This is a genomic window from Acinetobacter sp. LipI_15 (assembly GCF_058242865.1).
Genome location: NZ_JBZAYN010000001.1, coordinates 1,173,423 through 1,188,761, shown reverse-complemented (window position 1 = coordinate 1,188,761; position 15,339 = coordinate 1,173,423). Strand labels below are relative to the sequence as shown.

General features: G+C 39.5%; 13 protein-coding genes. 2 read left to right on the top strand and 11 right to left on the bottom strand.

All coding sequences use genetic code 11. The features are described 5' to 3' along the window. Positions 1-29: 29 nt before the first annotated feature. The 4 genes from AC4CU0_RS05760 to AC4CU0_RS05745 all read right to left on the bottom strand — a co-directional run bounded on the left by AC4CU0_RS05760 (position 30) and on the right by AC4CU0_RS05745 (position 3,616). Positions 30-482 carry a GNAT family N-acetyltransferase gene (locus AC4CU0_RS05760; RefSeq protein ID WP_490747067.1) on the bottom strand — a complete coding sequence of 151 codons (453 nt, stop codon included), beginning with the start codon at positions 480-482 and terminating at the stop codon, positions 30-32. Positions 483-639: 157 nt separating this feature from the next. Beyond that, the gene (gene proB, locus AC4CU0_RS05755; protein WP_078190202.1) at positions 640-1,773 is read right to left on the bottom strand and encodes a glutamate 5-kinase; all 1,134 of its coding nucleotides are present in this window, start codon (positions 1,771-1,773) and stop codon (positions 640-642) included. A gap of 40 nt (positions 1,774-1,813) precedes the next feature. Continuing rightward, on the bottom strand, positions 1,814-3,028 hold the full coding sequence (cgtA, locus tag AC4CU0_RS05750; RefSeq protein ID WP_078190204.1) for an Obg family GTPase CgtA: 1,215 nt from the start codon (positions 3,026-3,028) through the stop codon (positions 1,814-1,816). Positions 3,029-3,241: 213 nt separating this feature from the next. Next, a complete protein-coding gene (locus tag AC4CU0_RS05745) occupies positions 3,242-3,616 on the bottom strand; it encodes a winged helix-turn-helix transcriptional regulator (RefSeq protein ID WP_078191873.1) in 375 nt (124 codons plus the stop codon). Positions 3,617-3,731: 115 nt separating this feature from the next. Here AC4CU0_RS05745 and AC4CU0_RS05740 point away from each other — a divergent pair, with 115 nt between their 5' ends. Continuing rightward, positions 3,732-4,586, top strand: a complete 855-nt coding sequence (locus AC4CU0_RS05740) for an SDR family oxidoreductase (protein ID WP_490742672.1) — start codon at positions 3,732-3,734, stop codon at positions 4,584-4,586. A 55-nt stretch (positions 4,587-4,641) separates the two neighbouring features. Here AC4CU0_RS05740 and AC4CU0_RS05735 read toward each other — a convergent pair whose 3' ends face one another. From AC4CU0_RS05735 to AC4CU0_RS05725, 3 genes are all read right to left on the bottom strand, one after another. Further along, positions 4,642-5,322 carry a hypothetical protein gene (locus AC4CU0_RS05735; protein WP_490742671.1) on the bottom strand — a complete coding sequence of 227 codons (681 nt, stop codon included), beginning with the start codon at positions 5,320-5,322 and terminating at the stop codon, positions 4,642-4,644. 3 nt (positions 5,323-5,325) lie between these two features. Beyond that, positions 5,326-6,027 (bottom strand): MFS transporter, encoded by a 702-nt coding sequence (locus AC4CU0_RS05730; protein ID WP_490743467.1) that lies wholly within the window; start codon positions 6,025-6,027, stop codon positions 5,326-5,328. Between the two features lie 309 nt (positions 6,028-6,336). Then, positions 6,337-7,794, bottom strand: a complete 1,458-nt coding sequence (locus AC4CU0_RS05725) for a glyceraldehyde-3-phosphate dehydrogenase (protein ID WP_111885541.1) — start codon at positions 7,792-7,794, stop codon at positions 6,337-6,339. Positions 7,795-8,549: 755 nt separating this feature from the next. On the opposite strand from AC4CU0_RS05725, the gene AC4CU0_RS05720 reads away from it, so the two are divergent. Further along, complete coding sequence (locus AC4CU0_RS05720) at positions 8,550-9,296, top strand: IS5 family transposase (protein WP_026056797.1); 747 nt, start codon at positions 8,550-8,552, stop codon at positions 9,294-9,296. Between the two features lie 67 nt (positions 9,297-9,363). Here AC4CU0_RS05720 and AC4CU0_RS05715 read toward each other — a convergent pair whose 3' ends face one another. The 4 genes from AC4CU0_RS05715 to uvrB all read right to left on the bottom strand — a co-directional run bounded on the left by AC4CU0_RS05715 (position 9,364) and on the right by uvrB (position 15,095). Further along, the gene (locus AC4CU0_RS05715) at positions 9,364-11,043 is read right to left on the bottom strand and encodes a hypothetical protein (RefSeq protein ID WP_490742670.1); all 1,680 of its coding nucleotides are present in this window, start codon (positions 11,041-11,043) and stop codon (positions 9,364-9,366) included. Positions 11,044-11,261: 218 nt separating this feature from the next. After that, positions 11,262-12,194, bottom strand: a complete 933-nt coding sequence (gene rarD / locus AC4CU0_RS05710) for an EamA family transporter RarD (protein WP_180171071.1) — start codon at positions 12,192-12,194, stop codon at positions 11,262-11,264. A 127-nt stretch (positions 12,195-12,321) separates the two neighbouring features. Further along, a complete protein-coding gene (locus AC4CU0_RS05705; protein WP_490742669.1) occupies positions 12,322-12,918 on the bottom strand; it encodes a lipocalin family protein in 597 nt (198 codons plus the stop codon). A 155-nt stretch (positions 12,919-13,073) separates the two neighbouring features. Continuing rightward, positions 13,074-15,095, bottom strand: coding sequence for an excinuclease ABC subunit UvrB (gene uvrB, locus AC4CU0_RS05700; protein WP_180183382.1), 2,022 nt, complete (start codon positions 15,093-15,095; stop codon positions 13,074-13,076). Positions 15,096-15,339 lie beyond the last annotated feature (244 nt).

Sequence of the window (15,339 nt, the reverse complement as noted above, 5' to 3'; positions counted from 1 at the left end):
TTTGGTCTAAAATATCCATCCGTTTCAACTTAAACTAATAATTTATAAAATAATGTCGTTGAATCTATTGTACCTGTATGGCTCAATGCAAATTGCGGAATGATCCCAGCTTTTATAAAGTTAAATTTTTCATATAGCTTTTCAGAGACATCGCCTGTACGCGTATCAAGTACAAGTAATTTCAAGTTCAAATGTTTTGCTTGATCTTCTGCAAGTGTGAATAGTTGATGAGCAATGCCTTTTTGACGTGCCTTTGGATGCACCGTAAGTTTTTCAATCTCAGTACGACGCAGCGCATTGGCTTTGGTGGCACGAACCAATTGTACTGTGCCCACAACTTCACCGCTTTGCAGCGCCACCCACAAAAAGGTTTTATGCTTTTGAATATCCTTTGCCACAGCAGACCAATATTCATCATAGTGCGACTTAGATTCTTCAGCTAAAAAACCCAGTGATGCACCATCTTGCACACATTGGGCCAATAATTCACACAGTTGAGCCTGCTCATCTTTTAGATCTTGAAGGTTTAAATATTAAATTTCGCTCATATTATTTTCCTCTTATTACTATTTTTATCGTTATGTTCAAATGGCATGCCATAAAAAATCCCGCTCGGAAGCAGGATTTTGAACTTTCAATTTAGTAAATCGACATATGATTGCGATGGATCATTTCAAGTGATCGGGCTTCCCCTAAAACTTGATGAACTTTATCTGAGGCTAAACCTTTAACGATTTCTGCCGAACGTGAACTGAAGTTTACACGACCGACGGCAACACGATGACCTTGTGTATCGACACATTCCACCACATCACCACGTTCGAAATGCCCTTCAACCGCTTTCACACCGACAGGTAATAAACTGCGGTGATTATCACGAATGGCTTTGACTGCGCCATCATCAATTACTAAACGACCCGCTGTTTGTAAATGTGCAGCTAACCATTGTTGATGGGCTGTCACACGATCATTGTCCGTAATGAATAAGGTACCGAGTAATTCACCTGCCATCACACGTGAAAGCACATTGTCGCTATCACCGCTCGCAATGACTGTTGGACAACCGGACTTGGCTGCCAAACGTGCCGCACGAACTTTGGTCAACATACCACCACGACCGAATTTACCGCCGCCGCCAGCCATATCGAATAATGATTCATCCATTGCACGTACTGTATGGAACAGTTTTGCATCTGGATTGGAACGAGGGTCTGAGTCAAACATGCCTTCTTGGTCAGTTAGAATCACCAAAAGGTCTGCATGAACCTGTCCAGCCACCATCGCAGCCAAAGTATCGTTATCGCCAAAGCGGATTTCGTCAGTCGACACTGTGTCATTTTCATTGATCACAGGAATCACACGCCAATCGATCAAATGCTGCAAGGCATCACATGAGTTTAAATAGCGACGACGGTCTGCCAAGTCATCATGCGTTAACAGAACTTGTGCTGTACGAATAGAACGCTGTTCTAAAACGCTTGACCAAGTATGTATTAAACCCATTTGTCCAATGGCTGCGCAAGCCTGAAGACTGGGTAGATCTGTGGGTCGGTTGTCCAAATTCATACGAACCATCCCTTCAGCCACAGCACCGGAAGACACAAGAATGATCTCGTGTCCTGCATTGTGTAGTTCTGCAATTTGTCCCGCCCAATGCGAGATTGCATCCAGATCTAACCCTTTTCCGTTTGCTGTGAGTAGTGATGATCCGATTTTAACAACGATACGTTTACAACCCTTGAGCTGACGTTGCCCATCTACCACTTCTATCATCTTGTCCTCAGACTTGTTTGCTTTGACACTTATTCAGCAATTAACGTACGTAGTACGATTCTGCCTCATCATCACCGTCTTCAAATTCATCATCAAAGTCTTCACCTTGACCTGCCAGACGTTGTTGACGACGCATTTCACGATATGCTTCTTTCGCAGCAAGCGTTTGCTCACGTGTTTCAGCTTCAAGCTGATCACGGAACGCTTTAACTTCTGCTGCATATTCAGGATCTTCAGTTTCTCGTTCGCGCTGTTCTTCAATTTGATCCATCAGGTAGTACACAACGTCTTTAGTACCTTCAAATGTTAAACCTGAAGTTTTGAATACAGGGCCTTTCCACTGCAACTCTTCGAGAATGTGATCACACCATTCATCACGCGTTTCAGCCGCCAATTGGTCTACTTTATTGAGTACCAATACAACAGGTAATTTTGAAAGTGTTGGGGAGAATTTTTTCAACTCTTCCAAAATTGCTTTTGCATTGTACGCAGGGTCAGAACCATCAATCGGTTGAACATCTACAATGTGTAATAAAATACGTGTACGAGCCAAGTGTTTCAGGAATCGAATACCTAGACCTGCACCTTCTGCAGCCCCTTCGATTAGACCCGGAATATCCGCCATTACAAATGAACGGTGACTATCGGCATCAACCACACCTAGATTTGGCACCATAGTGGTAAATGGATAATCTGCAACTTTTGGTTTTGCTGCTGAAACTGCACGGATAAAGGTTGATTTACCCGCATTTGGCATACCCAACAAACCAACGTCTGCGAGTACTTTTAATTCAAGACGAATTTCACGATATTCGCCTTTTGAGCCGTGTGTACATTTACGTGGAGAACGGTTGGTTGAAGATTTGAAGTGAGTATTACCCAAACCACCTTCACCACCTGCTGCCACTAACACACGCTGACCGTCAGCCACTAAGTCGCCGATGATATCGCCAGATTCTGTATCTACAATTGTTGTGCCCACTGGAACGAGCAATACGGTATCTTCACCGCCACGGCCTGAGCAGTTCGCTCCACGACCATTTTTAGCACGTTCTGCACGGAATTTACGTGTATAACGATAATCTACTAGGGTACTTGTGTCGTTGTCGGCTTGAACGTATACGTTACCGCCACGACCACCATCACCACCATCTGGACCACCAAATGGTACGAATTTTTCACGGCGAAAACTGGCTACGCCATTGCCACCGTCGCCAGCCTCTACGGTAATGACTGCTTCATCAACAAAGCGCATGTTTGCCAATCCTCTAAAAACTTTAAAACCGCTTATTCTGCCATATTTTAAAGAATTTCTCGAACAATATTATTCAGCAATACTATAAATTTCATTCATCTTGGTGCTGATGCAAATTTTTAGGAAAATCCGCACCTCGCTCGAAAATCTTTAGCTCATCATCAAAATACCGTTGATAAATGGCAAACGAATTTCACTCCCCATTTCTGAAAGCTATTTACGTGCATTTTCCTTGGCTTCAATAATTTCAGGCAAGGTTCGTTCAACCCAACCAATCAGATGCATTAACTTTTCTGCAGCCTGCGAGCCCATTAAAGTCAGTTGATATTCAACTTTGGGTGGCACGACTGGATAGACTGTCCGTAAGATAAAACCATCTTGCTCGAGCATTTTCAGCGTTTGAGCCAGCATCTTTTCGCTCACCCCTTCGATCCGCTGCTTAAGTTCACTAAAACGGTGTACCCCTTCAGTCAAACAACGCAAAACTAATACTGACCATTTATTGGTGAGATGTTCCAATATTTCTCGAGATGGACAATCAGTGGATAAAACTTGACCTAATAATTTACTTGTAGCGTATGTGTTCATTAAATCTTTCCTCAAAGTCACTAACTTACTTTTTGGTACGTACTTACATTTAGTAAGTTAACAGATTAAGATTCAACCATCAAGATCATTTATTCAACAATCAGAGGGTTTAAATATGAAAATCGCAATTACAGGTGCAACAGGTCAACTAGGCCAATTGGTCCTTAAATTTTTATTGAAAGAAACCGCAGCCGAAAACATCATCGCTTTAGTTCGCTCGCCAGAAAAAGCAGCATCCCTACAAGCTCAAGGCATCGAACTGCGTCATTTTGACTATGATCAACCAGATACACTGGTTCCTGCACTACAAGGTGTCGATAAATTATTACTTATTTCTGCCAATGAAATTGGTCGTCGTACTCCACAACACAAAGCCGTAATTGATGCTGCAGTAGAAGCGAAAGTTCCATATCTTGCTTATACCAGCCTGTTACGTGCTGATACATCGCCATTGGGTTTATCTCAAGAACATCGTGAAACAGAAAGTCTGATTCAAGCTAGTGGTTTAACCTATACCTTCTTACGAAATAACTGGTATGTCGAAAACTATCTTGCTGCTGCTGGGCATGTGGTGGAAACAGGTACCTTATTTGGTGCAGCAAAGGATGGAAAAATTAATGCAGCATCCCGTGCTGACTATGCCGAAGCTGCTGCAAAAGTGCTTACAAGCGCTGGTCATGAGAATAAAACCTATGAACTTGCAAGCTCAGACAGTTTCACCTTGGCACAGCTTGCTGAAACCCTACAGCAAGTTTCAGGTCAAAAGGTTCACTATCAAAATCTAACAGCAGACGACTATACACAAGGTCTATTACAAGCTGGATTACCTGCTGGTCTTGTAGATGTGATCGTCGATGCCGATATCAATAGCATTGACGGTGCAATGCAAAGTGATCGTAAGGACTTGGAACAGTTGCTCGGTCACTCAACCACTACTCTACGCAGTGCTGTTGAAGCTGCTTTAAAATAAGATCGAACCATCAAAAAAGCCCGAATTGATTCGGGCTTTTTGATTTGAATTTCACTTAGGGATGTACATTTTTTATCGGTAAATCCATGTTCATATCTAAATTTGCCTTGGTATTACGCTCTGCGTTATACATCGTGGCATTAAAGGTTGCGATTTTTCGCATGGTCATCGGGTCATTGAGTTTTAGTTGTGGTGCAAACTGATGTACCACATGTAAATCAACTTTTTCATTAAACTCAAAATACACAGGGCCATTAAAATTAATTCGAATAGGAATGTTATAGGTTCTTTTCAAATGAAAAGGCATATCTAACTTGACAGGAATGTCCATTTTTAAAGGAAATTTCGGCACGAGTTTATTTTTAATCACCAAATCCGTGGTCGCCTCAAGCGGCATCGTCTGGTTAATTTGAATATTGGTGGAATAATCAATATCCACAGAGATCGGAACCTCTACACTAAACTGCAAATCTGCCAGATATTTTCCCTTTAAGGGGAGTTGCAGCTTCCGATCCAAAGCAATCTGTGTATCCAACGTCCCAATAGACTGCGTTTGCAAATAATTGCCAACGGAAATTTTAGTGGGTAGTGAATGCGACAATTGAATATCAGCATTTTTTGCACGTACTTGCATCGACGCATAAATATTTAAATACAACCAAAATAGTACGGCAACCAATAACGCAGCTGCAATAAAACTCAAAATGATGCGCTTCGCCGATTGAAATATCCACATGGCTTACTCCTGAGCTTTCGCTTCAGTTTTGGCATGCTCTCTGTTGAGTCGCATTGTTTTTAGTGGAATTACCAATTCACCCTTTTTAATTTGAACCGGCAACGTATTTTGTACGTCCACTGTCGCTTTCAATGCCGTTTTAATTGGAACATTCAAATTACCTTCAATAGGAATGTTGGTTTTTAAATTTGCATTCAGTGGAATATGTAGGTTTTCTTTCAGTACGGTTTTGACTGGCGCATCAAATTTTAAATGTACTTTTTGCTCCAAAGGCACATTCATATTCACTGGAATATCCAATTGAATTGGGATATCACCTTTGAGTGGTAAAGTCACACCTTGCCCCATGACTTTAACTTTTACTTTGGTATTCACAGGAAGGTTTTGATTCACTTTCAAAGTTTCACGCACTGGAATCGTGGTCTTGATCGGGACTTGATTATCAAAATACACCCGTGGCGTCAGCGTTTGAGTTAAGGGAATATTTAAATTTTCATGTATCGGAATTTCAGCATTCACCCTCCCTGTCACGTCCACATCCAAGGCATCATGAATTTTGACTTCGGCTTGTAACGGCTCTTGCAGGTCAATATTGACGTTCTGATTTTCTAGCGGGATATAAATATTAAAGTGCTTAAACACCCAAATGGCGATAAGTACACCACAGAGCGCAGCAAACACAATAAATGCCAATCCACTGAGCATGTGCTTTGCTTGCAAACTAAATTCCTTTTGCTTTTTTATTTTTTACAGTCTCATTTTGAACACATTATACAAACCAGTTTGCAATTTTTTGTATTTAATTCTTTAATAATTTCATTAACTTAAAACTTGAACATTTTAGTCAGCTTTTCATTATAAATGACTCACACTCATCTAACAGTGGCAGAAAAAACAAGAACTTTTGATGCTTTTGATCAATCCATTCGTCATCTATGCCTTAAGTTTTTAACCCATACTCTTTAGATAAAAAAAGAGCCTCAAATGAGGCCCTTTTTTTACAGCGTGAACTAATTAAGCATTAGTTTCAGCAGGAACTTTTGGATAGCTTACGCCGCCCATTTGCTCAGCAATACGCAATACTTGGCAGCTATAACCCACTTCGTTATCGTACCAAACATAAGCAGTTAAACGGTTACCAGAAGCGATTGTCGCTTGAGCGTCAAACACACCAGCAGTACGTGAACCGATAAAGTCAGACGATACAACTTCAGTTGAGTTTGTATAACCGATTTGACCTTGAAGGTTAGAGTTGATTGAAATTTGGCGAATGTATTCATTCACTTCTTCACGGTCAACATCTTGACCCAAAGTAAGGTTCAAAATTGCAAGAGATACGTTTGGAGTAGGTACACGTACTGAGTTACCAGTCAATTTACCTTGAAGCGCTGGAAGTGCTTTAGCAACAGCTTTAGCAGCACCAGTTTCAGTGATTACCATGTTTAAAGTAGCAGCACGACCACGACGGTCAGCTTTATGGTAGTTGTCGATCAAGTTTTGGTCGTTTGTGAACGAGTGAACTGTTTCAACGTGACCATTGATCACTGTGTACTTGTCATTTAACACTTTAAGTGTTGGTGTGATCGCGTTTGTTGTACAGCTTGCAGCAGAGATGATTGTATCTTCATCAAGGATGTCAGCTTGGTTCACACCGTATACAACGTTCTTCATGTCACCTTTACCAGGTGCAGTTAGAATTACACGTGCAGCGCCAGCGCATTTAAGGTGCTGTGCAAGACCTTCAGAATCACGCCATTTACCTGTGTTATCGATTACAAGTGCATTGTTAATACCGTAAGCAGTGTAATCAACTTCAGATGGATTAGACGCATAGATCACTTTGATGAAGTTACCGTTAGCAATGATTGCTTCGTTTTCTTCATCAACAGAAATTGTACCTGCGAATGGACCATGAATAGAATCACGACGTAATAAAGACGCACGTTTTTCTAAGTCACCGTCAGATGATTTACGAACAACGATTGCTTTAAGGTTAAGACCACGACCTAGACCAGATTGGCTGATCATCAAACGTGCAAGGATACGACCAATACGACCGAAACCGTAAAGCACAACATCACGGTTTTCAACGTTAGTTGCATTGCCTTCGAGTGATTTCACAGCGTCAGCAACGAATGCGTCAACATCACCGCCTTTTTCTTTGAACTCAACAGCAAGTTTGCCAAGATCAATTTCAGCAGTACCGATGTTTTCGATTTTCGCTAAAGCTTCAAGAATTGGGAAAGTGTTCACAACTGAAAGTTCAACGTCAAGTACGCGAGTACGACGATGCGCTTTAAGAATTTGGATAACCGAACGGTTAATTAAAGAACGACCGTATACTGTAGCTACGATGTTTTTTTCACGATATAACTGACCCACTAGGGCAATCATACGTTCCGCGATTTCTTCACGGTTTTTCCAGCGACCTTGGTGCTCTGCATGTAGGGCAACGATAGTGTCTTTGCTCACAGATACGTCCTCTAATTAATTGTAAATCTAAGCATAAATTTCAAAACCCCACAATTGTAATGGAAAACTGAAAATTAATGAATCTAAAAGCAGATTTCGACAAGGTTATTTTGTTATATATTCACTATCAATTTTCAAAATAATCATGATTAGTATTATGATTTTATAGCCGAAAGTTGAAAAACCGGCTTTTTCGCAGATTTTTGTCACAAAATTTCAAATGTAGTTTTATCAACCAGATCTCTGCATATTTAGCTCAAAGATAAACGAATATTTATATTGTTCAAATTGTGGTGTTTTTTATTTTGCTCAATTTATAGTATTTTTACTGATGTTAAGCTCGTAATAATAATTTCACATTTTTAGATGATTTTTAAGACTATTCGACGGAATCTTACATCTAAAGTTTGAATAAAGGGTTTAGCCTTCAGTCGGAGGTACTCTTACGAAACGTTGTTTCTCATTTGGCAAAATGAGAAGCGTGCTTCATAAGGAAACCATCTTGCGGAGCAATGCTCCTCACCGCAAAACTCGTTCACTACCGTCAATTTATTCAAAGTATCGCAAAAACATTTTTTATTAGAAGTAACCCTGTCTCAGACAATTGCGGATGACATTACCGCGTATCGTTCTTTTATTTGAATCAAATTTCGCCTCTAATGTTACTGCCTAACATTAGGGTCTGTTGACATTTGTTGATTAAAAAAATAGCGAGATAGTAAAATTAAATCGCCAAACCCAATTTTACACTCGCTATGCCTCGAACAATGCTAAATGATCAACACTGGTCCAAGTTACTTGCTATTTTCCGTCACTTTAATATTTATCTCAAATTAAATTTACGGAATTTTATTGAAGCGATTTTATTTCGAATTAGAACAGGCTGTCCTTGGCGTGATTTACCTCAAGAGTTTGGTAAATCAAATTCTATTTTTAAGAAATATAATCGATGGTCTAAAAATAGTAAGTTTATGAATATTTTTAAATTATTCAGCCAGCATGCTGATAAAGAGTGGATTTTTATCGATGGGAGCCATGTACGAGCGCATCAACATTCAGCTGGTATTAAGAATCAAAGTATTTCCAAAAGTATTGGTGGTAATAGTTCAAAAATACATTTAGCAATCGATTCAAATGGTAATCCTATTGAATTTATTATTTCAGATGGAACTTCACATGATATTAAGGTTGCACCTGATCTTGTATCAAAATTAGATTTAACAGAGTCAGAAATGCTATGTGCAGATAAAGGCTATGATTCAGAAAGTTTCAGAAAGAAAATTAGAGAAAGTAATACGAAAGCAAACATTCCTCGAAGATCAAATGCCAAATCTAGCAATGATGATATGGACTGGTATATGTATAAAATCAGACATTTAGTTGAAAATGCATTTTGTAGATTAAAACAATTTAGAGGAATTGCCACAAGATACGATAAGCTAAAACGTAACTATCAAAGCGCTGTTGCTTTAGCTTGTATATTTATATGGTTGCCTCTTTAGCTCAATTTATCGGCTGTAAATGTCAACACACCCTAGTTTTAAAATCAGATCAATATTTAAAATTCAGTTAATTTTTCAGATTCTCAGCAAACTTTTCCAGATTAAAATCAAAGAAATTTACACTCAGCTCTAATATTTTCGGTAGTGCATTTAAACCATTCTCTCCAGCACTAATCGCAAAATATCTCCGATCACTAAAAGACTGCACCTTTAAGGCATTTTCACATGGCTCAAAATCGAGATTGACGAGCTGTGACGCATGTTCCTTTAGCAACATTAAAACCTGCATATAAGTTTGTCGCTTTTTTTGCTGCTGCGCTTTTAAAGCATCGGCTTCAAGGCTTTCATAATCCCCTGTTTTCGTCATGCGTTTGGAAAATCCAACATGCGCGCCATGGGCACCCGTATTTTCTACAGTTGCTTCTGTAGCAAAGATTTTCTGTTGATCCTCGTTCGGCTGCAAGAGCGCTTTCAACGCCGTATGAATTTGCTGTGACTGCTGATGATGTAACTCCCAATCATCTTCATTTTGAACATGAAAAATGTGCGTACGCCGTTTCAACAAAAGCACCTGCCAAGCCTGTAGTTGAAGTCGCAGTCGTTTCAACTCCAAATTTGCCTCAAACTCCGGGCAACTACTCAAGACGTTTAGACTCGTGATGAGCTTCTGAGATATTTGCATGCTATGGAAAAATACAAAGTCATGCTGTATCTGCTCATTCAGTTGATATTGAACAGTCTGATGCAATGGCTTCAAAATCAATGCATCGAACTGCTGCTCAAAAGCAGGTAAAACCGTCGCCAATTGTTGAGTGGCATCCTCTACATGCAGCATTAAAAGTAGATGCTTATCTACCCGTGTATGTAGTTGCTGCATTAAATTTTGTAGATCTAAATGTATAAAACCTGCAATGGATGCCAACTTTGAGACTCGAAATTTTAATTGTTCGATCTGCTGATTCTCTAAAGCAGTAGTTAAATCTATGGCCACCCCATCAAAAACGTCGTCTGCTAAGGCCTCATTATGCTTTGTCGATAAAAACCGAGTTGCTGAATACTGCGTCGTCCAATCTAAATCAGGCGACAAAATATAAATAAACTCAGATGTTTGTACGATTTGTAAATATCGCGTTTTTTGTTCACGCTTTAAATAATATTTAAAAATCGGATGTTGCCAAACCTCAGATGATTTCGGGATAGAAGCATCAAAAACTTGCCCTAACATATGTGACTTTAAGAAAATTTCGATCAAGAAAATTTTGACTTGCAGAGCAGTGAGTTGACGTGCATCACTCAGCGCAATCAAATCCATTTCACGAATGATTTGTGCGGCATTTAAAATAAAATGCCGACGTAATACATTTTTTTCATACTGTAATTCAAAATCTTCTTCTGCATCTATTTTATTGATATAGGATAGGTTTTCTTCTAATTTTTGCGCAACTTGAATACTCATTGTCAATGTTCGAAGTTCTTCAAGCTGTGTTGCCAAATACTGTGCATGCTCACGCATGACATCATATTTTAGTACTTTCATCAGCATGCCCAAATTCATCGGTACATCTCTTTGATACGATTGTGATGAAGACTCCCAACGAATACCTTTTTGCGATAACACCTGCTGTATCTGTGCTAAATTGGATTGATCAAGATCAGTGCATACTTCAGATACAATACTCCGCCAATGCTGATCCAACACAGGCTCTAGCTGTAAAAGTTTAGCGCTTTGATGAAATGGGACAACCACTGACTGCTTCCTGTATCTTGGTTCTTTAATCGATCTTTTATCGATTTCAGTTTATTTTTATCTAAAATAAATATTTTTGTACACCATCATTCAATGCTGTTCTTCCTAAACAATAAATTGAATCATGGCGTGTTTTAGTTTTCTAAGTTTAAGATTTTATTAAAAAACAGCAAGCATTAATTGTAAACTGATCAATTTATCGTACCAGCATTTTCAGTCTAAGAATCGATTCGATCATTTAACGCTTTAACATTTTTTGCTAGCGCACGTTCATTTTGCTTTTGTTTAAACAGATGCAAAACACCTTCTATCACCAATAACAATACCGCACCCCAAATTGGAATATAGGTCAGCCATTCTTCGGCTTCTACTCGCTCCCCCAATGCGATGGATGCAAAAGCTAACAACACGGGTTCTAAATAACTCAACAAACCAAAAATCACAAATGGCAAATAACGACTCGCCAACATATAGCTACCTAAGCCAAGCGCACTCAGAAAACCCAGTCCTAAAACCGCCAAAATCAGATACGGGAATAACGACATCAGCGCTAAACTATCGCTATGAATAAATCCTAAATAAAAGGCTACAGGCAAAATTAAGCAAAGATCCCACCAAAAACCACCCAAATGATCGGTTTTAAAGGTACGACGTAAAAAGAAATAAATCGGATAAGCCACAGCGACATAGACAGTTTCCCACGCGATACTACCAATACGCCAAATTTCGTGGCCGACCCCTAAAATTGCCAATGCCACAGCAGCCATCTGCCATTTAGACAGCTTTTCTTTATACAGCACACATCCAACCAGAACCATCACTAAGGGCAATAGAAAATACCCTAAAGATACTTCTAGCCCTCGGCCATTAATTGGCCCCCACAAAAACAACCAAAGCTGTGTAGTACATAAAAGTGAACTAATGATTAACCAAATGAGAAAGATCGGTTGCTTGACCACACGCCAAAAAATTTCACTGACTTTGTTTAAATCTTTCATCCACCACATAAATAAGGTTAAAAATGGCAAGGTCGCCAACATGCGCCATGCAAAAGTTTGCTCGCTATCTAGAGGTTTTAAAAAGATGGTAAAGAAATACAAAATACCGAAAGTGACCGATGCCAATACAGACAATGCAACGCCTTTATACATCTTTCACTCCAGTCCAAATGACTACATAATCTTGATATTTTGCTTGATGAATCAAGCTTTTCATCTGGACATTCTAGCAAATAAAAAACCATGCACAGGCATGGTTTTTTAGCATTTGTTCAAATATTTAGGTTTTAGGTTTCACTGTCTGCTTGGTATGAATTATATCTGATAAGTCATAACCGACAGATTGAGCATAATTCAGATATTCCTGAATCACTTCCTGATCTGGATGAGCCGAACGAGAAAGCACCCACATATATTTACGACGTGGCTCACCTACCAAAACTGTCTGATAGTCTTCATCGGCTTTGAGTACCCAATAATCACCACGCCCCACAGGCAACCAACGAATGGCTTCTGGTAAGAAACTAACTTTTAATTTCGAGTTAAACGGTGCATTTTGTACAAATGCCTCGCCTATTGATTGCTTCTTGGTACCATCTTTAGATACACAGCGATTATTGACATTAATGTTGCCATTTTCATTTAGCGTGTAAACCGCAATCACATCACGGTCACAGCTTTTTTGAAAAACCATAGGCTTACGAGCTACTTCATACCACATACCTAAATAACGATCGAGCTCAACTTTTTCCACAGTCTGTAATGGTTTCGTCTGTGCATAGGCCATTGTGGCTGCACCCAAACCAATTAACACTGCTGCGCCAAGTGCAATTTTCGCGAGCTTAAAACCTGCTTTGGGAATATTCGTTGTTGTCATTTTTATGCCTCATTTCGATGCAAAACATTCGATGAAAATTAAGTAATTCTTTCTCTCGTGTTTTTACTCTAGCGGAAAAAATTGCCCTAAAAATCATTTTCTTGTCTGAATTATGTATGTAATTCAGACAATATTCCGCATCTTGTCTAACAAAATTATGAAATCATCTGTGCTTTTAAACGCAAGATTTCATCACGTAATCGAGCAGCTTGTTCAAACTGCAAATCTTTCGATGCTTTCAGCATTTCTTTTTCCAGCTTGTTCATATGTTTTGCTAAAAGTTTTGGATCAGACATCAAATGACGTTCATCTGCAGTTAACGCCTTAGCCTGATCTGAAATTTTTGCATCGATTTCATCATCTGTCAGCACTTCACCTGTATCAATATCATTGACGTTTTGACGCACTGCACTTCGTGGCGTAATGCCATGCTCAAGGTTAAATGCGATCTGTAAATTACGACGACGATCCGTTTCATCAATGGCTTTTTGCATTGAGTCAGTCATACGATCTGCATATAAAATCGCTTTACCGTTTAAGTTACGCGCTGCACGACCAATGGTTTGAATCAAAGAACGCTCAGAACGCAAGAAGCCTTCTTTGTCTGCATCTAAAATGGCGACTAGAGACACTTCTGGCATATCTAAGCCTTCGCGCAGTAAGTTAATCCCAACAATTGCATCGTATACACCCGAACGCAATTCATGGATAATTTTAGTGCGCTCAACAGTGTCAATATCAGAATGTAAATAAGCGACCTTAATACCATATTCTTTCAAATATGAAGTTAAATCTTCTGCCATACGTTTGGTTAATGTCGTAACCAATACACGCTCATTTAAGTTTTTACGATTATTAATTTCTGACAATACATCATCCACTTGCGTTAACACTGGACGAATTTCAATTTCAGGGTCGACCAAACCTGTGGGTCGAACCACTTGCTCAACGACTTGTTCAGACTTTTCCATTTCATAATGTGCAGGCGTTGCACTAACATAAATGGTCGAAGGAATAATCCGCTCCCATTCTTCAAATTTCATTGGGCGGTTATCAAGCGCACTTGGTAAACGAAAACCGTAATTGACCAAATTTTCTTTACGTGAACGGTCACCTTTATACATAGCCCCAATTTGCGGTACGGTAACGTGCGATTCATCAATGATTAATAAAGCATCATCAGGTACATAATCAAACAAAGTCGGAGGTGCTTCACCAGAAGGACGGCCAGACAAGTGGCGTGAATAGTTTTCAATACCGTTGGTATAGCCAAGCTGCTGCATCATCTCTAAATCATAACGTGTACGTTGTTCGATACGCTGTGCTTCGAGTAATTTATCATTTGCACGAAAGAACCCCAGTCGGTCTGTGAGTTCTTCACGAATAGTCCCAATTGCACGCTGTAAATTATCTTTAGGCGTCACATAATGGCTCTTTGGATAAATCGTAATACGTGGCACTTTACGGACCAACTTGCCCGTCAAGGGATCAAACCATCGAACTGAATCAACTTCATCATCAAATAACTCTATTCGAATGGCATTTTGATCAGATTCAGCAGGAAAAATATCAATAATTTCACCACGAATACGGTATGTGCCCCGTAAAAATTCGAGTTCATTTCGGGTGTATTGCATTTCCACCAAACGACGGATGATATCATCACGGCTAATACGATCTCCTTCCACGATATGCAGAAGCATACTCATATAAGCATTGGGATCACCCAGACCATAAATAGCTGAAACTGACGCTACAATAATTGCATCACGTCGCTCTAATAATGCTCGGGTTGCCGAAAGACGCATTTGGTCAATGTGATCATTAATCGATGAATCTTTTTCAATAAAGGTATCTGAAGATGGCACATAGGCTTCGGGCTGATAATAGTCATAATAACTGACGAAATATTCCACAGCATTATGCGGAAAGAAGGCTTTAAACTCACCATAAAGCTGCGCAGCCAAAGTTTTGTTATGCGCCATAATAATCGTTGGACGTTGCGTGCGAGCGATCACATTTGCCATGGTATAGGTTTTACCCGAACCTGTTACCCCTAAGAGCAACTGGTCATGCATTCCTTTCTCAATCCCCTTGACCAATTTCTCAATCGCTTGAGGCTGATCACCTGCGGGCTGATATTGTGTTACCAGTTCAAAAGGCTGTTCCTGCATCACACTCTTCTTCAACAGTTTTTATAGGGCTTTATTATGAGGGCAAAGTTGCACAAAACAACGCTAAATTTATGTAAAAAGCCAAAGTCTCTTACAGACAGAAGAAACTTTACTGAGTATGTGTTTCTATACTTTGTCATCAACTTCAAAAAATATAAAGCGCCTGATTGTGCCAATTTTTTTCGAAGAAACTCTTTAGGCTAAAAAACTCATAGATAAAGCGTTCATTTAACCCAGATAGATACTT